16 protein-coding genes are annotated in these 21,993 nt (G+C 34.9%); 5 read left to right on the top strand and 11 right to left on the bottom strand.

The features are described 5' to 3' along the window. Window positions 1-45: 45 nt before the first annotated feature. The 6 genes from recG to pmbA all read right to left on the bottom strand — a co-directional run bounded on the left by recG (window position 46) and on the right by pmbA (window position 9,056). The gene (gene recG / locus H3T56_RS09615) at window positions 46-2,139 is read right to left on the bottom strand and encodes an ATP-dependent DNA helicase RecG (RefSeq protein WP_198192828.1); all 2,094 of its coding nucleotides are present in this window, start codon (window positions 2,137-2,139) and stop codon (window positions 46-48) included. A gap of 5 nt (window positions 2,140-2,144) precedes the next feature. Beyond that, complete coding sequence (gene spoT, locus H3T56_RS09610) at window positions 2,145-4,253, bottom strand: bifunctional GTP diphosphokinase/guanosine-3',5'-bis pyrophosphate 3'-pyrophosphohydrolase (protein ID WP_198192826.1); 2,109 nt, start codon at window positions 4,251-4,253, stop codon at window positions 2,145-2,147. A gap of 19 nt (window positions 4,254-4,272) precedes the next feature. Then, window positions 4,273-4,563 (bottom strand): DNA-directed RNA polymerase subunit omega, encoded by a 291-nt coding sequence (gene rpoZ, locus H3T56_RS09605; RefSeq protein ID WP_034903119.1) that lies wholly within the window; start codon window positions 4,561-4,563, stop codon window positions 4,273-4,275. Between the two features lie 139 nt (window positions 4,564-4,702). Then, complete coding sequence (locus H3T56_RS09600; RefSeq protein ID WP_198192824.1) at window positions 4,703-5,923, bottom strand: CinA family nicotinamide mononucleotide deamidase-related protein; 1,221 nt, start codon at window positions 5,921-5,923, stop codon at window positions 4,703-4,705. Between the two features lie 37 nt (window positions 5,924-5,960). Beyond that, window positions 5,961-7,697, bottom strand: a complete 1,737-nt coding sequence (locus H3T56_RS09595) for a SulP family inorganic anion transporter (protein WP_198192822.1) — start codon at window positions 7,695-7,697, stop codon at window positions 5,961-5,963. A 6-nt stretch (window positions 7,698-7,703) separates the two neighbouring features. After that, window positions 7,704-9,056, bottom strand: coding sequence for a metalloprotease PmbA (pmbA, locus tag H3T56_RS09590; protein WP_086362156.1), 1,353 nt, complete (start codon window positions 9,054-9,056; stop codon window positions 7,704-7,706). Window positions 9,057-9,133: 77 nt separating this feature from the next. Between pmbA and yjgA the strand changes: the two genes are divergently transcribed. The 3 genes from yjgA (at window position 9,134) to H3T56_RS09575 (ending at window position 10,876) form a co-directional block, all read left to right on the top strand. Then, window positions 9,134-9,670: a ribosome biogenesis factor YjgA gene (gene yjgA, locus H3T56_RS09585; protein WP_065578024.1), complete on the top strand. Its 537-nt coding sequence runs from the start codon at window positions 9,134-9,136 to the stop codon at window positions 9,668-9,670. Between the two features lie 69 nt (window positions 9,671-9,739). Continuing rightward, window positions 9,740-10,270, top strand: coding sequence for an inorganic diphosphatase (gene ppa / locus H3T56_RS09580; RefSeq protein WP_065578025.1), 531 nt, complete (start codon window positions 9,740-9,742; stop codon window positions 10,268-10,270). 396 nt (window positions 10,271-10,666) lie between these two features. After that, on the top strand, window positions 10,667-10,876 hold the full coding sequence (locus H3T56_RS09575; protein ID WP_025315032.1) for a cold shock domain-containing protein: 210 nt from the start codon (window positions 10,667-10,669) through the stop codon (window positions 10,874-10,876). A gap of 141 nt (window positions 10,877-11,017) precedes the next feature. Here the strand turns inward: H3T56_RS09575 and gapA are convergent, their stop codons facing one another. Next, window positions 11,018-12,013 (bottom strand): glyceraldehyde-3-phosphate dehydrogenase, encoded by a 996-nt coding sequence (gapA, locus tag H3T56_RS09570; protein WP_034903096.1) that lies wholly within the window; start codon window positions 12,011-12,013, stop codon window positions 11,018-11,020. A gap of 454 nt (window positions 12,014-12,467) precedes the next feature. On the opposite strand from gapA, the gene mutS reads away from it, so the two are divergent. Further along, window positions 12,468-15,026: a DNA mismatch repair protein MutS gene (gene mutS / locus H3T56_RS09565; protein ID WP_198192819.1), complete on the top strand. Its 2,559-nt coding sequence runs from the start codon at window positions 12,468-12,470 to the stop codon at window positions 15,024-15,026. Window positions 15,027-15,109: 83 nt separating this feature from the next. On the opposite strand, the gene dld is transcribed toward mutS, so the two are convergent. The 3 genes from dld to H3T56_RS09550 all read right to left on the bottom strand — a co-directional run bounded on the left by dld (window position 15,110) and on the right by H3T56_RS09550 (window position 19,695). Then, on the bottom strand, window positions 15,110-16,825 hold the full coding sequence (gene dld / locus H3T56_RS09560; RefSeq protein ID WP_065578335.1) for a D-lactate dehydrogenase: 1,716 nt from the start codon (window positions 16,823-16,825) through the stop codon (window positions 15,110-15,112). 189 nt (window positions 16,826-17,014) lie between these two features. Then, window positions 17,015-17,593 (bottom strand): hypothetical protein, encoded by a 579-nt coding sequence (locus H3T56_RS09555; RefSeq protein ID WP_065578334.1) that lies wholly within the window; start codon window positions 17,591-17,593, stop codon window positions 17,015-17,017. A 179-nt stretch (window positions 17,594-17,772) separates the two neighbouring features. Continuing rightward, on the bottom strand, window positions 17,773-19,695 hold the full coding sequence (locus tag H3T56_RS09550; protein WP_198192818.1) for a PT domain-containing protein: 1,923 nt from the start codon (window positions 19,693-19,695) through the stop codon (window positions 17,773-17,775). Between the two features lie 293 nt (window positions 19,696-19,988). Here H3T56_RS09550 and H3T56_RS09545 point away from each other — a divergent pair, with 293 nt between their 5' ends. Next, window positions 19,989-20,276 (top strand): hypothetical protein, encoded by a 288-nt coding sequence (locus H3T56_RS09545; protein WP_198192817.1) that lies wholly within the window; start codon window positions 19,989-19,991, stop codon window positions 20,274-20,276. Window positions 20,277-20,487: 211 nt separating this feature from the next. On the opposite strand, the gene proP is transcribed toward H3T56_RS09545, so the two are convergent. After that, the gene (proP, locus tag H3T56_RS09540; RefSeq protein WP_086361271.1) at window positions 20,488-21,987 is read right to left on the bottom strand and encodes a glycine betaine/L-proline transporter ProP; all 1,500 of its coding nucleotides are present in this window, start codon (window positions 21,985-21,987) and stop codon (window positions 20,488-20,490) included. Window positions 21,988-21,993 lie beyond the last annotated feature (6 nt).

Here is a 21,993-nt window from a genome sequence, read left to right as displayed (position 1 = left end):
TCACTAATATTCAAAACTAAAAGCAATTTATCAATAAGAACAAGATTAAGCATTGATATATTTTTGCCGTTCAGGAAGCCAACAATCAACAAGTTGTTTAGCACACTCCGGAGACTCGCTTAAGATAAGATATGATGCTTTTTGCACCTCGCTAATTAAATGCTGATCACGGATTAAATCAACAATTTTAAAATTTGCTTCCCCCATTTGCCTAGTCCCTAAAATTTCACCACTACCTCTAATTTCAAGATCTTTTTGGGCAATAACAAAACCATCATTGCTTTCACGCATTACTTTCATGCGAGCCTGAGCAATTTTACTTAATGGAGCTTGATACATTAACACACAATGTGAAATTGCACTGCCTCGTCCTACCCTACCTCGTAATTGATGTAGTTGAGCAAGTCCTAAACGTTCAGCATTTTCAATGATCATTAAGCTTGCATTGGGCACATCGACCCCAACTTCAATAACCGTTGTCGCAACTAAAAGTTGAACCTCTCCCGCTTTGAAAGCCTGCATAACAGATTGCTTTTCATCAGATTTCATTTTGCCATGGACAAGTGCTATATTTAAGTGTGGTAACCTTTCTTTCAATTCCTCAACTAACATTTCAGCGGCTTGAGCATCTAGAGTTTCTGATTCTTCCACTAAAGTACAAACCCAATAAACCTGACGATGACTTAAACAAGCTTGATTAACCTTGTCGATAATTTCTTCTCGACGGGAATTAGGAATAACAACAGTGGTAACTGGGGTTCGTCCTGGAGGTAATTCATCAATTATTGAGACATCCAAATCTGCATAAACTGTCATTGCCAACGTTCTTGGTATTGGTGTTGCTGTCATGATTAATTGATGTGGGTGTATGGCATTTTTAATACCCTTTTCCCACAAACTTAACCGTTGATTCACACCAAATCGATGTTGTTCGTCAATAATAACTAGCCCCAAATTGGAAAATTCAACTTTATCAACAAACACCGCATGGGTACCAACTAACATCGTGATTTCACCTTGCTTTAAAGCTTCATATCGCTGCTGCTTATTTTTAGCTGTTAATCGACCAGATAACCAATCTACAGTAATGTCTAATGGTTCAAACCATTGTTTAAAATTATTAAAATGTTGTTCTGCCAATATTTCGGTTGGCGCCATTAAAACAACTTGATGACCATTCTCTATCGCATTTAGGGCGGCCATAGCTGCAACTAAAGTTTTACCTGAGCCTACATCACCTTGCACTAGTCGCATCATTGGAATATGCTTTGTCATATCCTGATAGATATCTTGTACAACTCTTTGTTGAGCGTGAGTTGGATTAAATGGTAATGAACCTAGAAAAGGTAGAGTCAATCGCTGATTACTGTGCATTGAATAAGCATGTTGCTTTTGATTATCTCTTTTAATCATTAACATGCTTAAATGATAGGCAAGTAACTCTTCAAATACAAAACGTTTTATAGCTGGGTGTTCACCAACTAATAACTGATCAATATCAGTCGTAATAGAAGGATTATGAATGATATTCAATGCATCTAAAACAGGTAAATAATTTTGACTTAATGAATCAGGTAATATTTCATTTGGTAAATTGTTTTTCAGTAAAATTAATGCCGATTTTATCATTTTACGGATTACATTTTGTGTCAATCCATATGTAGAAGGATAAATAGGTGTAAATCGCTCTTCATTTAAATCGCTTAGCGATGCTCGTTCATCTTTATTCGCTTTGATGTTAAATTGCGGATGAATAATTTCTAAATTAGTTTTACCGCTTTTTATTTCACCATATGCACTTATCCATTTTCCTACTATCATCGACGCTTTCATACCTGCATTAAAATGCATAAAACGTAAAATAGCGATTCCAGAATCATCTTGAATATAACATAACAGCATTTGGCGACGCTTAAAAATAATCTCTGTTTTAATTATGCGCCCTTCAATAGTGGTATATTCGCCAATTGTAGCATCACCTATAGCGCAAGAAGAACTTCGGTCTTCATAACGTAGAGGAAAATGTAATAATAAATCTTGAATGGTTTTAATGCCTAGTGCATGGAATTTATTTTCTAAACTAGCACCAATACCAGCTAATTTGATTAGTGGTATATGGTTTAGTAAACGATCAGACATGATAATTAATTAATATTACGCATCACACTCACTACATCTTGTTGTAGTGATAACTTTCTAATTAAATCATTTAATTGTTGTGAGTTTTTAACTTCAAGCTGCAAAATAATTGTATAAATTTGCCTATCTTTTTCTTCGGTATTCAACCACTGAATATGAGCTTTTTCGTCATTAATAATCGAAAGAATATGACCTAAAGTGCCTTGACTATTAATAATATCTATCCAAATCTCAGCAACAAATAGTTGTTCAATATTTGGTGCCCACTTAAGTGCAATATATTTTTCTGGGTTATTTTGATAACCACTAATATTGCGACATGATTCATGATGAACGGTTAAACCTTTTTCAGGGCTAACATGGCCAACAATCGGATCATTAGGAATAGGATGACAACATTTTGAAAAGGTCACCAAAACTCCTTCACTACCGGTAATAACTAGGGTTTTATTGGTATCAGATTGATTAGATAAAAGCGCTTTATGTTCTAAACCTTTAACAATAAAATGGGACATGATGTTACCAAGACCAATTTCGGCTAATACATCATCAAAGCATGTTAACTTGGTTAACTCAACAATACGATCTTTCTGTTTGAGTGTTAATGATTCAATACCACCTGATTTAATTAACGCTAAATTAAGTAGACGACGCCCTAACTCAATTGCATCTTCTCTTTTTAACGTTTTTAGTGCTTGGCGAATACGAGATCGTGCTTTAGCACTAACGACAAAATTTAGCCAGCTAGCATTAGGACGACTTTCTGGCGAAGTTATAATTTCGACAGTTTGGCCATTACTTAAAGGTTGAGAAAGCGGATAAGGTTTACGATCAACTAACGCACCAATACATTGGAAACCAATATCAGAATGCACTGCATAAGCTAAATCAACTGCTGTTGAGCCTTCAGGTAATTGGACAATACGACCTTTTGGAGTAAAAACATAAATCTCTTTTGGAAAAAGGTCTGATTTAACATTTTCAATAAATTCGAATGAATTACCAACACTTTGCTGAAGTTCTAGCAAACTTTGCATCCAACGTTGGGCTTTAATCTGAGTGGTGGTATTGTTTAACTCATCATTTTCATTATAAATCCAATGCGCAGCAACGCCCATTTCCGCCATTTGTTCCATGTCTTCAGTTCGTATTTGAACCTCTACCGGGGTACCATGCGGACCAATTAATGATGAATGCAATGATTGGTAACCATTAGCTTTAGGAATAGCAATATAATCTTTAAAACGATTAAGGCGTGGTTTATATAAATTATGCACTAAACCAAGTGCACGATAACAAGCATCAACATCTTCCACTACAATTCGGAAAATATAAATATCCATAATTGAATGAAAATGTTGTTCACGCAGTTGCATCTTCTGATAAATCGCATAGATATTTTTTTCAAGCGCTTCTACTTGAGCATCAATACCTGCATCTGCTAGACGACCTCGTATTTCAGAGAGAATTTGCTGGATCAGTTCTTTTCTGGTTCCTCGAGCAATTTTAACCACTTTTTTAAGAACCTTAGCTCGATTAGGATGCATAGCAGTAAAACCAAGTATTTCAAGCTCAGTTTTAATATGATGAATGCCTAAACGATGAGCCAATGGCGCATAAATCTCTAAAGTTTCTTTAGCAATACGGCGACGTTTATCTGGTCTTAAAGCACCAAGAGTACGCATGTTATGCGTTCTATCAGCTAATTTAATTAAAATCACTCGCACATCTTCGGTCATGGCTAAAACCATTTTCCGAAAATTTTCAGCTTGAGCTTCTTGTCGATTTCTAAATTTTAACTTATCAAGTTTTGAAACCCCTTCCACTAAAACTGCTACATGCTTACCAAATTTTTGCGTAATATCTTGGAAGGTTACCGGTGTATCTTCGATAGTATCATGCAAAAGTGCAGCGATAATGGTTTCATAATCTAGCCGCATATCAGCTAAAATGGCTGCAACAGCAACCGGATGGGTTACATATGGTTCACCGCTACATCGGAATTGCCCTTCATGTGCTTGTTTAGCAAAGAGATATGCAGCTTGGATCAATTCAACTTGCTTGACAGGAAGATAAGATGCAACTACCTCTTTTAAGCTCTCAAAATATTGCATGGGCAATTCTCAGCAATGTTTATTCGTATGAAGGAGTATTTTCTAAAAGTACCGTTTCATGAAGGGCTGTACGCACTTCTGATTCTTCATCTTGACGAGCTTGGAATTCAGCAGTATCAAGAATTTGTTTATTGACAAGTCCATCTTCAATTTCGCGTAAAGCAACCACAGTTTCTTTATCGTTTTCTTCTGGAATTAGTGGCGATTTATTTTCGACTTGTAATTGACGAGCACGTCTTGCGGCAACTAAAACGAGATCAAAGCGATTACCAATTTTTTCTACTGCATCTTGGACAGTTACACGAGCCATTTTTACCTCTAATATTTTAACTTATATGCTTCAATTGAAAGATCCGCTATTCTACTTAATTTTGTAGCGAATTGTCCATAACTAATATTACTATGTTATGCAAAATTCACTATTTTAGATAAATTAAAATAATAAATATCTATTCCATTACCTCTAGCCAAACATTAGCACCTATTATAGGCATATCTAAAAGGTAACGTCGTAAGCCATCCAACGCAATTGCTGCCAAAACTTGTTGCTGCGTTCTTTTGCTTTGACTTCGACCAATATACTTTAAGTTGAAATGCAATACTTTTTTTAATGTTGCAATAATTAAAGTAAATTGACTATTCTTTTCTTGAAAATTGATAATACCGATCGCAATATTAGCACCATGTTCTTTTAATAATTTTGTGAAATAACTGCTCGGATCATCCAATAATAAAGGTACAATCTCTGATTTTATGACAGGCGCATCAGCTTCGAGCAATTGATAACTAATAATCCCCGCTGATTGCTGTTCAATAATAACGACAGATTGATTTTTATCGTGCAATAATTTTGATACCACATGAGCCAATCCTGACTCATCTGATTCATTTAATACACCTTCATAAAGCAAATTAGCATTAACAATCGATTTAATTTGTTGCCATAGCTTATCCATTTCATTTTTTTGGCTTTCAGGACCCGTTAATTTTAATTCAATAATAGGCATTGCAGCACGATAACCTATCGTGATATTTTCTGGAATTTCCAGTGTAGCGTCAATTTCTTGTGCTAAATCGCTTTCAGTTCGGCCCATTGTTGTTAATCGATAACAAAGTTGGCTCTCAGTCAGTGGATAGTTGAACTTGATCTCGGGGAGAATCTCATTTTGAATCATTTGTTTAAATTCAGAAGGTACACCAGGAGTAAAGAATAATAGACAATTATTCAGCTTCATTTTAAAACCGCATGCGGTACCAATAGGATTATCAATTAACGTCGCACTTTGAGGTAACATGGCTTGTTTAATATTACTTGCAGGCATCGCCCTACCACGATTAAGAAAATAACGCTCAAGTGACTTAAGCCATTCTTCGTGTAAAACTAACGATTCATTATTAGTCAGTGCGGCTGCTTGAGCACTAAGATCATCACTAGTCGGCCCTAATCCACCATTGACAATTAAAATGTCATTTTGCAAACTACGCTCTTGCAAAGTATCAATCAGCGTTGATAAATTATCCCCTACTGTATGACGAGAAGTAATGATAATACCCTCTTGAAACAGAAAATCAGATAACCATGCAGCATTAGTATCAATAATTTGACCATATAAAACTTCATCACCGGTACTAAGCATTTCAATTTTAATACGATCTTTGATGTTAGCCATAATTACCCTTAGTTAATTAAAAATGATTATTCAATGTTTAGTTAATAACTTCTTCATCCTCTTTACTATCCATATGCTCCTTACTTTGCACTAATCGCACAGCAAAATAGAGGTCATAAGCAAATTCGATATAATCACTATCTAATTTAAGATTCATCTGTTTAAACCAATTTTTTAATGTTTTGCGTCGACCAGCCAAAATTAGCACAACATTTCTAACTTTTAATGAATTTATCAATTCATCAATACCCGTCAACACACTAACATCTTTATAAGTAAAACAAGGTATCGCATCGACAATGACATAATTGATCGGATCAGCAGAATCATCAATATAATTGATGATTCTACGCTTAAAATAGGCAATATTAAAATAAGTAAGTGGCGAATTAAATCGATAAATCATAGTATTACTCAATGGTTTGACATCTGAACCAATTGAATGAATTCGACCACCATCATCAACACCTAATAGTTGATCATTCGGTCTAAAAACACGACGTAAAAATAAAAATAATCCTAATAAAACCGCCAGCGCCATCCCCGGAATAATACCAATAACTAAAACTGAAATAAGTGTAGTTAAACTTAAATAGAATGCATCGCGATCAAATTTAAAAAACCGAATAATGGTTTGAAAATTAATAAGTGACAACGAAGAATAGATGAGAATCACGCCTAATACGCAGGTAGGAATGTATTGTAATGGAGATAAAAAGAACAACACTACAAAACCAATTAAAACAGCTGCTATGATTGACACTAATTGGGTTTTACCGCCATTAGCATCATTAACAGCTGTTCGAGATGAGGTACCACTAACAACAAATCCTTGAGATAACCCGGCAACTATGTTGGCCATACCCAATGCTTTAAATTCTATATCGGCATTGGTTTCATAATTATTTTTAGAAGCAAAACTACGTACCGTTATCATCATACTAACAAAACAGATAACGGCAATATTAAGAGAAGGAACGACTAAATTTCGCATTAAGCCTTTATCAAAATCTAACCATGACTCTGCTGGGATGAAATCACTGGTCACACTACCAATAATCCGTACGTTATATTGTTCAAAATTAAACAGCCATGAAAAAAAAGTCATAATTATGACGGCGAACAGCGGTGCCGGATAACGAGGTTTGAATTTTTTTAAAGCCACCAATATCACTAAAGTAAAAAATGACACTAACGCAGTTAATACATGAATCTGCGATATCTTTAAAGGAAAATAAACAATGCGCTCAATCAAATAAGAGTAGTCATACTTAAATCCCAATGTTTTGGCTAGCTGATCAACCATAATCGTAATTGAAATACCATTTAAAAGACCAATTAGAATCGGTTGGCTTAATAAATCAGCTAAAGCCCCTAGGTGAAGTTTACCGGCAATTAGACACCAAATACCAATCATAATGGTTAATAATACAACTAATTGCCAACGTAAAACGGGATCATTAGCCGCTAAAGGGAAAACTACAGCGGCTACAACTGCGCAAGTTGCTGTATCTGGCCCAACGATTAATTGCTTAGAAGAACCAAATAGTGCATACACAATCAGTGGCAAGATTGTCGAATATAAACCAGCAATTGCTCCTACGCCAGTGAGTTCAGCATATGCTATTGAAACAGGTAACGATACAGCTGCTACTGACAATCCAGCTTTAATATCAAAACCAAGATACTCTCGCTTATAATGCAATAAACTCGTCAGCCCTGGCATCCAAAAAATGATTTTTTGGAATAATGCACTATTGGTAAACTTTCCCATGTATAATTACTTTCCTGCTATACTCATTTTCTCAATCAATATTGAACCACATTGAATATTACTTCTTGTTTCAATATCATTACCTATTGCTACAATATTTTGATACATTTCTTTAAGATTACCAGCTACTGTAATTTCATTAATAGGGTATTGGATTTTACCATTTTCAACCCAAAAACCCGTAGCTCCACGCGAATAATCACCGGTTACATTGTTAACACCTTGTCCCATTAATGACGTTATAACCACACCTTTATCGAGTTTTCTTAACATTGCAGTGAAATCAGCATCAGTTTGGCTTGGTGAGACTAACCAATTATATATACCACCTGCATGTCCGGTAGATTTCAAACCTAATTTTTTGGCTGAATAATTACTTAATAAATAAGTTTGCAAAATACCTTGTTCAATAATATTGCGCTTAACAGTTCTCGTCCCTTCACTGTCAAATGGTGAAGAACCTACTCCTTTTAAAATATATGGATCTTCCAAAATTGTCAGCCAAGCAGGGAAAACTGCTTTTCCTACACTATCCAACAAAAAAGAAGACTTTCGATAAATCGAACCACCACTAATTGCAGAAACTAAATGCCTTATTAAGCCGACAGCTACTTCCGAACAAAAAAGGACAGGTACTTGCATGGTTGGAATTTGTTTAGCACCTAAATGGGCAACAGCCCTCTCAGCAGCTTGTTTTCCGACCCAAACTGGTGATTGCAGTTCATTAATATCCCGAGAAGAAGTATAGGCGTAATTTCGCTCCATTTGTCCATTTTGCTCAGCAATCACCGAGCAAGAAAGTGAATGTGAACTGGCACAGTAGCCTTGTAACATTCCTAAACTATTACCATAGACATAAACACCATAACGGCTATTAAAGTAACCACCATCACAACTTATTAATGAAGATTCAGCAAGCGCTGTTAGTTCCGCCTGTTTTGCTTGTTCTATTGCATTATCAACATTTAAATCACTTGGATGAAAAAGATCTAAATCGGCATTATCAAATGCCATTAACTCACGATCGCCTAAACCTGAACATGAATCAGGCGAAGTATATTGCATAATATTAATTGCCATATCCACAGTTTGGCTGATCGCCTGTGGAGATAAGTCACTGGTAGATGCGCTACCTTTACGTTGATTTTGATAAACGGTTATACCTAATGCTCCATCACTATTAAATTCAACATTTTCAGTATCACCTTCTCTTGTACTGACACTAATACCAGTAGATTGATTAATCGACACCTCTACTGAATCGACCCGAGCTTGTGCTTGTTTAATAGCATCGGCAACAATAGCGGATAGATGTTGTTGTTGGCTTATCGCATCTTTTTTAATTTGTTCAATACTCATTTTATTATTTTCTACAATTCTGCTAGTGATACGTTATAATATGCCAGAATTTAATTTTAGTTAACAAAAGAAATAGCATGAATAACAATCAAGAGCCAAATCTAGAACCCGACTTCAATATAAATCAAGAAGATGATGAAATTATTTACGTTAGTAAAAGTGAAATCAAAAGAGATGCCGAGGTGCTTAAAAAATTAGGTGTCGAACTTGTCAATTTAAGCAAAAATGAAATAAGTAAAATTCCACTTGATGAAGATTTATTATATGCTATTGAATTAGCTCAAAAAATAAAAAAAGAAGGCTATCGCAGACAAATTCAATACATAGGTAAATTGCTTAGAAATCGTGATATTGAACCGATTACACAAGCATTGGATAAACTCAAAAATCGCCATAACCAGCAAGTTGCCATGTTTCATCGTTTAGAGAAATTACGTGATGAGTTAATTGAAACTGGCGATGCAGAATCAATTATGGAGCTATTTCCTACCGCAGATAGACAGCAATTACGTACACTTGCACGTTCAGCTAGAAAAGAACTGACTGCAAATAAACCGCCAAAAACAGCCAGACAAATTTTTCAATATTTAAAAGAATTGAGCGAAACAGAGTAAATTTTTATAATGTTCGTTTTATATTTATGATTAAACACTACTTACTAATAAAAGATAGAGGATACAAAAATGGGACTATTAAACGTACCAGCCGGTAAAGAATTACCTGATGACATCTATGTCGTGATTGAAATTCCAGCGAATGCTGACCCAATTAAATATGAAGTCGATAAAGATACTGGTGCAGTATTTGTTGATAGATTTATGGCAACTGCAATGTTTTATCCATGTAATTACGGTTATATTAATCACACTTTATCACTTGATGGAGATCCGGTTGACGTATTAGTTCCAACTCCATATCCATTACAACCTGGTTCTGTAATTCGTTGTCGTCCAGTTGGTGTCTTAAAAATGACTGATGAAGCAGGTTCTGATGCTAAACTAGTTGCTGTACCGCATACTAAATTATCAAAAGAATATGACCATATAAAAGATGTAGACGATTTACCTGAGTTATTAAAATCTCAAATCAAGCACTTCTTTGAGCAATACAAAGCACTTGAAAAAGGCAAATGGGTAAAAGTTGATGGTTGGGATAATGCCGAAGCTGCTCGTAAAGAAATTATTGAATCTTTTGAAAGAGCAAAACAGAAGTAATCCTACCTAAATTATTCAAAAAAGTAATCATTTCTACTGAGTCATAAAAAATAATTTTTATGACTCAATCTTTAAACTTTTTTTTACTTTCGAAATAACTTCAATGACTTAGCGTTGTAACAATTTGTCATTTATCAAATTAAACAAATTAATATAAAAATTTTATATAAAACCGTACACTAAGATGAAAAAATTGTCATTAAAATCTTGCTTTCGATTTTAAATTGTGAGGTAATAGTAATGGGCTAACAACAAGAAGCATTTTTATGAAAACGATTAACTTTTTAATTTAGTTCCAGACTAGTTAGATTAGTTTATGAGTTGGTGTATTAATGTTAGTTAATGCCTAAACAGCCGATAAGGCAAATTATTAATTATTGTTAGGATGTCTAGTAAATGAATAAAAAAACAGGCCAAGTAAAATGGTTCAACGAAAGTAAAGGTTTCGGTTTTATAACTCCAGCCGATGGCAGCAAAGATGTATTCGTACATTTCTCTGCAATCTCAGGTGATGGATTTAAAACCTTAGCTGAAGGACAACAAGTCGAATTTGCTATCCAAGATAGCCCTCGTGGACCAGCAGCGGCTGAAGTAGTTGTTATCTAATTAAAATTTAATTAAATAATAAAAGCAAAACGCCTATTTCTCGAAATAGGCGTTTTTTTATAAGGGTAGTATTTTAATCCCTTTACTAGAACTAAAAAAGCGACCTAAGGCCGCTTTTTTTGTAATTACAACTGCTTCTAATTATTTAGCAACAACTGCGATTAAGTCTAATACTTTGTTAGAGTAACCAACTTCGTTATCGTACCAAGAAACTAATTTAACAAAGTTATCACTTAATTGGATACCAGCTTTAGCATCAAATACAGAAGTACAAACTTCACCTAAGAAATCTGTAGACACAACGTCATCTTCAGTATAACCAAGAACGCCTTTCATTGGGCCTTCAGCAGCTGCTTTGATAGCTTTACAGATGTCTTCGTATTTAGCTGGTTTTGCTAAACGTGCAGTTAAGTCAACAACAGAAACGTCTGGAGTTGGAACACGGAAAGCCATACCAGTTAATTTACCATTTAATTCAGGAATAACTTTACCTACAGCTTTAGCAGCACCAGTTGATGAAGGGATGATGTTTTGAGCAGCACCACGACCACCACGCCAATCTTTGTGAGATGGACCATCAACAGTTTTTTGAGTTGCTGTAGTTGCGTGAACAGTAGTCATTAACGCTTCAACGATACCGAAGTTATCATTAACTACTTTAGCTAAAGGAGCTAAACAGTTAGTAGTACAAGAAGCATTAGAAACGATATCTTGACCTGCATATTCTTTATCATTAACACCCATAACAAACATTGGAGTATTGTCTTTAGATGGGCCAGTTAAAACAACTTTTTTAGCACCAGCTTGGATGTGTTTACGAGCAGTTTCATCAGTTAAGAATAAACCTGTTGCTTCAGCTACAACATCAACACCTACTTCATTCCATTTTAAGTTCGCAGGATCTCTTTCAGCAGTAACGCGGATTGTTTTACCATTAACGATTAATTTACCGTCTTTAACTTCAACAGTACCGTCAAAACGACCGTGAGTTGAATCATATTTAAGCATATAAGCCATATAATCAACGTCTAATAAATCATTGATAGCAACGATTTCAATGTCAGAGCGTTTTTGTGCAGCACGGAAAACAATACGACCGATACGGCCAAAACCATTAATACCTACTTTGATTGTCATAACAATTACCTTCTTTTTGTTTTAAATGATAAAAATAACTTACAGTAAACTATCAAATTTTGGGGTCTTATTCAAGACCATTACACATAATTAGGCACGAATTAATCAAATAGTTTTTAACCATAAAAGAAATCACAAACAATAATCAATAAAATCAATTGGTTAATGTAATTAAAAATTTTACTCTCAGCATAAAAATAACCACTGCATTAAGTAAAAATAATTCGTTATAATAATAGATTATTAGCATGGTACATCATTAAATTAAGTAACAATTATATAGCGAAGATTTTATCGACCATAAACCTAATATATATTATCCTAGCAATAATATATGCTAGCTTATTTTAGTTACAAATTTTTACTATCATAAGCTATTTGTTGGCAGTCCGACTATGAGAATCTGCGATAGATTTGATACATTGAATTTAAAAGATTAAAGAACTAACACACTATGACAGATAACCAAGATTTTACCGACCACACACCAATGATGCGCCAGTATCTAAAGTTGAAAGCTGAAAACCCAGATATTTTATTGTTTTATCGTATGGGTGATTTTTATGAGATGTTTTATGAAGATGCCAAACGTGCTTCACAACTCTTAGATATTTCGCTAACCAAACGAGGCTCGTCTAATGGTCAACCTATCCCGATGGCAGGAGTACCTTATCATGCGGTTGAAAGTTACTTAGCTAAACTCATTTCACTTGGTGAATCAGTCGCAATTTGTGAACAAATCGGCGATCCCGCTACAAGTAAAGGGCCGGTTGAACGTAAAATTGTTCGTATTGTTACTCCCGGCACTGTAAGCGATGAATTATTATTAGAAGATCGTAAAGACAACTTACTTGCCTGCATATGGCAACAAAAACAGCACTTTGGCTATGCCACTTTAGACATGAGTTCAGGTCGCTTTTTTGTATTTGAATGTGATAATCCGGAAGCAATGCAAGCTGAATTACAGCGAACCAGCCCAGTTGAGTTACTCTACCCTGAAGACTTTCCATCAATGTATTTAATCGAAAATCGTCACGGATTAAGACGACGCCCAATTTGGGACTTTGATCTGGAAACCGCCAAACAGCAACTTAATTTACAATTTGGTACCAATGATTTAGTCGGTTATGGGGTGGAAGATTGCCATTATGCCTTATGTGCAGCTGGCTGTTTATTGCAATATGTCAAAGATACCCAACGCACAGCCATGCCACATATTCGCTCAATAGTTAAAGAATCTTCAGTTGATTTTGTGGTGTTAGATGCCGCCACTCGTAGAAACTTAGAGATCACCGAAAACCTATCTGGTGGTACTGAACATACTGTGGCCGACATTTTAGATAAAACCCAAACCGCTATGGGTAGTCGAATGCTTAAACGTTGGTTACACTCGCCAATTCGTAATTTGGCCATTTTAGAAAATCGACAACAAGCCATTAAAGAGTTACAAAATGATGTCACCGACCTTCAACCGCTATTAAAGCAAATTGGTGATCTTGAAAGAATTTTGGCAAGATTAGCACTACGAAGTGCTCGGCCACGCGATTTTGCTCGGTTACGTGATGCCTATAACCTATTACCACAACTCCAACAACAGTTAGCGCAATTTAACGCACCATCACTTATTGCATTACGCGCCAAAATTAATCAATTTGATCAAATTGCCGATCTGTTAAATCGAGCAATTATTGAAGCACCTCCGGTAATTATTCGTGATGGAGGTGTCATTGCTAACGGTTATAATCAAGAGCTGGACGAACTGCGTAATTTAGCAGATGGTGCAACCAACTATTTAGAACAGCTCGAAATTCGCGAGCGTGAAACTTTAGGCATTGATACATTGAAAGTTGGTTTTAATGCGGTTCATGGTTATTATATCCAAATTAGCCGTGGCCAAAGTCATTTAGCACCAATCCATTATACCCGAAGACAAACACTAAAAAATGTCGAACGCTATATTATTCCTGAGTTAAAAGAGTATGAAGATAAGGTCTTAACCTCAAAAGGCCGTGCATTGGCACTTGAAAAACAGCTTTATGAACAACTGTTCGATCAACTGATACCAGAATTAGCCAATATGCAAACCAGTGCAGATGCGATTGCCGAACTTGATGTTCTAACTAATCTAGCTGAACGAGCTTTCACGCTCAACTATCATTGCCCAACATTAACCAATCAAACAGGCATTGAAATCAAAGATGGGCGACACATTGTGATAGAACAAGTATTACAAAAACCATTTATCGCCAATTCACTATCTCTCTCATCAGATAGACGAATGCTGATTATTACTGGCCCAAATATGGGCGGAAAAAGTACTTATATGCGTCAAGCAGCATTGATCGTCTTACTCGCTTACATTGGTAGCTTTGTTCCAGCGTCTAAAGCGACAATTGGCCCTGTTGATCGTATATTTACTCGAATAGGGGCATCAGATGACTTAGCTTCTGGTCGTTCAACCTTTATGGTGGAAATGACTGAAACCGCTAATATTATGCATAATGCGACACCAAATAGTTTAGTTTTAATGGACGAAATTGGGCGTGGAACGTCAACTTATGATGGTCTATCGCTAGCATGGGCATGTGCTGAAAATTTGGCTAACCAAATCAAAGCGATGACTCTATTTGCTACCCACTATTTTGAACTAACTCAATTGCCAGAACAAATGCTAGGTGTTTATAACATCCATTTTGATGCCATAGAACACGACAATACCGTCGCTTTTATCCATGAAGTCTCAGAAGGTGCAGCTAGTAAGAGTTTTGGTATAGCGGTAGCAGGACTTGCAGGTGTACCGAAAACCATCTTAAAACGCGCCAAACAAAAACTAAAAGAGCTAGAAGTCATCTCTAAACAATCAGCTAATAGCCATATTGAAAGCTCACAACTTACCTTTATTGGCGATGCAGAACCATCAGAAGTCGAACTAGCCCTACAACAGATCGATCCTGATGCACTAACGCCAAAACAAGCGTTAGAAACCATTTACCAATTAAAAAAATTACTTTAACTAATCAACAATAATAGTAAATTAATAAAAAAACCGCCATTAAATCAATAATGGCGGTGTTAATTTTAAAATTTTGCTTTGAATTATTTCCAAAATTTCTTTTTGGAGGTTTTACCAATACCCGGATTGAAACTATTAGTTGGATCTAACTCATGGTAAAAGTTTTTTAAATCTGAATTAGCATGATACAAATGGCCAACATTATGTTCAGCTGGATATTGCGCTCCACGCTGATCAAGTATCACCAACATCTCTTCTTCCACTTTTGAACAGTCAGTACCTTTTTTAGCTAAATAGTCTTGATGGAAAACCGAACAGAAAAAATGACCATAATATAATTTATGAATAAAATGCTGACTAATACTTTCTGGCAAGGTTTCAAACCAATCTTTATCATTGCGTCGCAAAGCGATATCTAACGCGACTAAATCCTCAACTGTTTTAGTATGCACATTACGATAAACTGTCGCAGCACCAGCAACGGCAAAACGGTGCAACATTGCAGCTTCGGCTTCCTTATCATTACAACGAAAATAGCTTCCATTACGCTTATTTGTTGGACTATTGGCAAAATAATCCTTTAAAAATGCCTCAGCTTCGGCGATACCATCGTCAGACATTTTCAAAATTAAATGGTGTTCATAACGATCACGATAATCACGCATTGATTTAGGTAAATGGTTGGGTAACAACTTACACACATTTACCGCAAACCAATCGGAAAAACTGCCAGAAAAAAAAGGTGTTTTTTTCACAATACGATCAACCAAATTCTTAAACGCATACAAACGAGGAATCATATCTGTCCCTAACTTCTTAATTGCTAGGAAAAGATGCTTACCATATACCGCCGCAATATCAAACGCATCACGATGAATATACTCACCAGAAATTGGTAGATTCTTAAAATTACCTAAAATATGACGACGAATATCATCCAGTTCATTGGTATTATTCGTGCCAATATAAAACACCGCAGTGTTTTCTTCTAATGGAAACGTATCTAACCTTACCGCAAATACCATTAAACGCCCAGCACTACCAGATGCCTCATAGTGACGAGCTGGATCGGCATTATATCGAGCCGGTGTATCAGCATCTATCTGTCGTACATGATCGCAATAATGGTGATCATGCCCTAACCCAGCATTCGGGTTAACATCTTTATCGGTATAAACACGATTTTGTAGATTTTGTAATATTTCCTCGGGCGTATCGCCTAACTCAATACCTAAATGATTAATCAAATGTAACTGCCCTTGCTCATCCAACTGAGCAAATACTGCCATTTGAGTATAAGCCGGCCCCCTTTGAATTAACGCACCACCCGAATTATTACAAATCCCACCTAACACTGAAGCACCAATACATGACGAACCAATTACAGAATGTGGTCCTCGATGATATTTTTTTAGTTCTTTTTCTAAATGAAATAATGTACTACCGGGCAAACAAACGACCTGATCGCCATTTTCAATGACTTGAATTCCATCTAATCGACGAGTACTTACAATAACTATCGGTCTATCATAATCATTACCATCTGGCGTGGAACCACCCGTTAAACCAGTATTAGCGGATTGGGTTATTACAATAACATCAGCTTCAATACAAGCTTTTAAAACTTGCCATTGTTCTAATAGTGAGCCAGGTATAACCACCGCTAATGCATCCCCTACTCCAAAACGCGCACCTTGGCGATAAAGTAAAGTACGACTAGGCTCAGTTAAGGTATATTTATCACCAACAATACTTTTTAACTTTTCAACAAGTCTTGATGTAACATGATTTACAGTCATTTTGGTTCCCTTATTTAGATTGGAATTAGACAAATATTCAACTCTTTTTGATTATATTATAATCAATGCAATTCATTGAAAAGCGTTCTTTAAGGTTTATAGTATTGAATAAAAAAACTAACACAAAAAGCTAAAAGGAATAAAATGTTATATCAATGACGAAAACAGATCTTAAAATTACTAACACAATTAACTTTTTATTAATTTTCTTTTTAAACTTTCAATAAAGCGATCGTTAATTGTGGATTGATACAGGCCTGGTTGCCAATTTTTTAAAAAATTCACTTGTTTTGGGGTTAGAGAAAGATTAGTTAATAGATCTGTTATTTCTATAGAAGTTAAATCTAACTGTTGCTCTGAATTTAATTCAATATTATTGCTATAATTACAAGTAGTATTTGAATATGTCACTTGTTTCTGTTGTTTAATATTCACATTTTGATTTACTACTAATCCCTCTGATTGAACTATGTTATTAAACCAAAATAGATAAGATGACAGATTAAAATGACCTTCAACCTGATAACCCCATTCTGTTTTAACCGCATTTTTAATACGATAGCTAATCTGACTTTTAGGAAAAGCACAATATATAATAGGTTGATTATTCAATTTTTTAATCATATTACAATTCAATTTAAGATTTTGATTAAACTCCTCATTAAAAATATAAGCTGATTGATTATACATTCTTAAAAAAAAACCTTCATCAAACAAGCTTAAATAATTCTCTCGACAACTTATTGCTAATTTATTTTCTATTAACATGACTAATTTTTACTCATTCTTTCGGCGGGGTAGCGCTAGCGCTACTGCGCCGGATATTTCGATTATGAGGTGCGGACGCTTCGCGTTGGCCCCTCATATAACGAAAACCTTTTTAAATTTATCCCCAAAATACTGCTTAATAAAAGTAAAGTTTACTTAATAAAATATTTATATTTCTTTTAAGGGCTCACACATGCAGCTCGCTCAATTCTTCTTTGCGTCTCTATCGCATTATAAGTTGATACTTTTCCTTCAAAAGGGGATACTCCTAGTGGTAAATTATTATATCGCTTTTTTGATGCCTTAACGGACAAATTTCCACTCCAATAATTATATGAATCCCAATCACTATCTGGATAACCTATACAAACAGCTCGACCATGACCTGCTGAATTCGCTATATTTACTATACATCCCCATTCATTAAATATTCCTCCGATCCATCTACCGCCTTCTATATAGCTTAATTGGCGACGATAATTTCCTTGATATCTATTAGTAATTCCCCCTCGCCAACCAAAATAATCGTTATTACTATTAGTAAAATCATTAGCATCAGGAATACGATAACCCATACTTTTACAATATTTCCTTGCTTTTTCTTGCTCGGCCTTTGCGTCTTCGAGGTTAAGCCTATCATCACCATAATTAACATTTGGTTGAGCTATATACCAACGCATTAGTCTAAACTCATATAATAAGTGACTTTTACCACTATCTGCATACAATCTAAATGTCATAGGCTTAAAACTTTTATCTTTTGAGTTATAGCGTGGACCGTCTAACTTAACTTTTAAGCCTAGTTCTTTTGTACCATAGGTTGAACCATATGATTCACCATTAAAAGAATAAAACCAAGGATGAGTATCTTCTGAACTTAATTTCAATTTAACATTACCACCTTCTACGGAATATACCGTGTCTCCATTTATTGTAATAACCTCTGAAGGAGTAATATTTTTTAATAATAAATAAAAGTATAATCCGTTTGAACCTGTACTTGGAAAATTATTTTTCAATATGGATGATTCCCCTTCATAACTACCACTATTTGTAGCATTCACCACCCTATAACCTTTACTCGTCGTTCCTCTATTAAATGCTGAATCCCAATTTAAACCATCATAATCATTGTTGCCTAGAATACCATCATTAAAAACTAAATTAGGTTGAGTATAGCAAACTATAGGTAGTGATTTTGAGTTCAAATAATAAGTATGACTACTTCCGATAAATTCACTGGTTTTTGGATTTCCATATAGAGAATTCAATTCGCCACTAGTTGAACTAATCGTTAACTTATAAGGTCCATCGCATATATTAAGTGTGGCATTAAGATTATTTTTAACAGTAGAGGTAATGTCTGTAAAAGCATTGTCTGCATTAATATCCGATACGGCAGGATTGCGTATTTCCCATTTCAAACTAATATAGCCACTCGCCGTGGCCAACACTTCTCCCGTTGTCTCATCATAACCATCGCCATCATCATCACCATAGTATTTATAGGGCGATTTTAATAAATCAGTTATATTCACGTTCGGATAATTATTATTACCCAAGTCCGGTAATGGAACAATAGTTTGAATACTAGCAAACGTGTCATCTTCATTAGGTAATTCTATTGGTTTTGTTGGACCTGACTCATCATTTAATGTATTGATAACCCTTCCATCTGACAACTTAATACTCAATAAACTTTCAGTACTATTGGTTTTAGTGATGCCATCATCATAAGTTAAATAAGGTGCACTTCCATGAATTTCATTTACTGTATTTACATTTAAAGCATATGCTGGATTAAGCAAATTTACCAATAATCCAATTATACTAACCATATATAAAAAGAACAATTTTAGGAAAAATAATGATATTTCTGAATCAAATCGCATTGAATGAGAGTTATAGACAAATAACTCTTTAGATGAAGATAATAACTGACTATTCTGAGTTACATAATTTAACTTTTTTTTACTACTTAAGCCACTTAATAGCCCTAACTTTTGGCTGGCTGGCTGGCTGGCTGGCTGGCTGGCTGGCTGGCTGGCTGGCTGGCTGGCTGGCTGGCTGGCTGGCTGGCTGGCTGGCTGGCCCGTAGACAATTGTATTTTAACATGTTTTCATTCCTTTGTCGAGATATCCCTTTGTTTTATAGAAAAAATATAACCTCAGTTAAAAAATTATAAAGAAATTATTATTTATTAGCAATATTATGGGTATTGCAATTTGTTAAGATATGTAATTAAAAAAATATCACAAAACTATTTAATATCTTAAAATTTAGACCAAATATTAGAAGCATTGGAAATACAATATAAATTGTATATTAATCAATATGATGAATAAATATTAGTTATTAATTATTTTTTTTCTATTTTATGGTAGTAACTCTGCAATGGCCGAACAAAAAGCTATTGAGGTAAATCCTATTAAGGAAGCATCAATAGTGACAAAAACAAATACTCAGTTTCAATACACTTCTTATGACCTGATAAAAAATTTATCCATGGATGATGCGCTAAAGAAATTTCCTTCCTATAAAAAAGAAACATATATTTTAGGAACTAATGAAGGTCTAATAACAGAATTTAGGATAGGCCTGCTTAATATTTTCAAACCAGACGAAATTAAGCAGGGGAAAATTAAAATAACCGAAATAACTTGGCAAATTAATGCTAAATAAAATTTAACAGTTTGGTATCATTTACAAAAAGAGCAATGGTTGCCTATAGACCATTATATTTGGGATAAAGATCTGCTGTTTTAATCTGTTAAAAATAGTTTGCCACCAATAACAACACTATCTAAAATTTAATAAAACGATTTGAGCAAACTATTTTTTAGTTACCCGCGACTATATTAATAATTTTATTATCTATTTGAAATAGCATTCTTTAATCCAATTTAGGATGCTGATCAACCAATTCTTGCCTTTTATTTTGTAGTTCTTCGATTTGTTGATCAATATCTTCAACTTCACCCTCGATAGAATCAAAATGTTCAGATAAGAGTGCTTTGGCCTCATGGCGATTAGCCGCAGTTGGAGTCGTATTGTGCAATGGTTTTTTAGCTGTTTCGTGCATTGCAAGACCAGTAATAACACCAATAAAACCTATCATCATTAAGTAATAAGCTGGCATAAATAAATTGCCGGTTGCTTCAACTAACCATGCCACTAGTGTTGGTGTTAACCCAGCAACGATAATCACAATATTAAAAATACTGGCAATGGCACTATAACGAATATTAGTTGGAAACATTGCCGGCAATATTGAAGTAATAATTCCAGTGAAACAGTTTATGAATAACGCTAAAATAAACACCCCTAAAAAGACGAGAGGAATATGCTGGCTATTAATTAACACAAATGCTGGATAAGACAAAAGCAGTAAGCCTATACTACCAATCAATATAAAGGGCTTTCGACCTATTTTGTCACTTAATAAGCCAACTATGGGTTGAATAATTAACATCCCAACCATAATAGCAATAATAATTAGTAAGCCGTGCTCAGTATCATAATTGAGGTTATGTGCTAAATAGCTTGGCATATAAGTTAATAATAGGTAAAAAGATACATTAGTCACAATTATCAATCCGGCACAAATTAAAATATGTCGCCAATATTGGCTAATAATTTGCTTTAGTGCAGTAGTTGATGAAGTTTCAGCTATGTTCTCTGATTGTCTGGCATCGAGGTGTTGTTGAAAAGTTGGGGTTTCTTCTGAAATATGGTGCAATATAAAGCTAATAATACCTAAAGGTAAAGCGATTAAAAATGGGATACGCCAGCCCCAATTGTACAATGCCGACTGACTAAGTAGCATAGACAAAAATACCACTAGCCCTGCCCCTAAAATAAATCCAACCATTGAACCAAAATCAAGCCAGCCACCAATAAAACCGCGTTTACGATCAGGTGAATATTCAGCAACTACCGTTGCTGAACCAGAATATTCGCCTCCGATTGAAAAACCTTGAGCTAATTTAACAATTAATAACAGAACTGGCGAGGTAACACCAATCGTTTCATAAGTGGGGATAAGGCCAATACAAAACGTGCTTAATGACATAATTACTAAACTAATCGATAACACTTTTTGACGGCCAATATTGTCCCCAATTAAGCCAAACATAATGCCACCTAATGGACGAATGAAAAAGGGAATCGAAAAAGTTGATAGCGCAGCAATAATTTGCACACTAGGAGATATATGAGGAAAAAATATCTGTCCGATAATATAAGCCAAAAAGCTGTATACTCCAAAATCATACCATTCAATAGCATTACTAAAAGCAGATGCCCAAGTCGCTTTTTTTAATTGATTATCATCAATAATGGGAATATCAGTAATATCTAACGGTTTTTTCTTAATTTTATTCACTTTTGCCATTAAATA

Source organism: Gilliamella sp. W8123, assembly GCF_016101085.1.
GTDB lineage: Bacteria > Pseudomonadota > Gammaproteobacteria > Enterobacterales > Orbaceae > Gilliamella > Gilliamella apis.
This window is presented reverse-complemented; position numbering and strand designations above follow the sequence as displayed.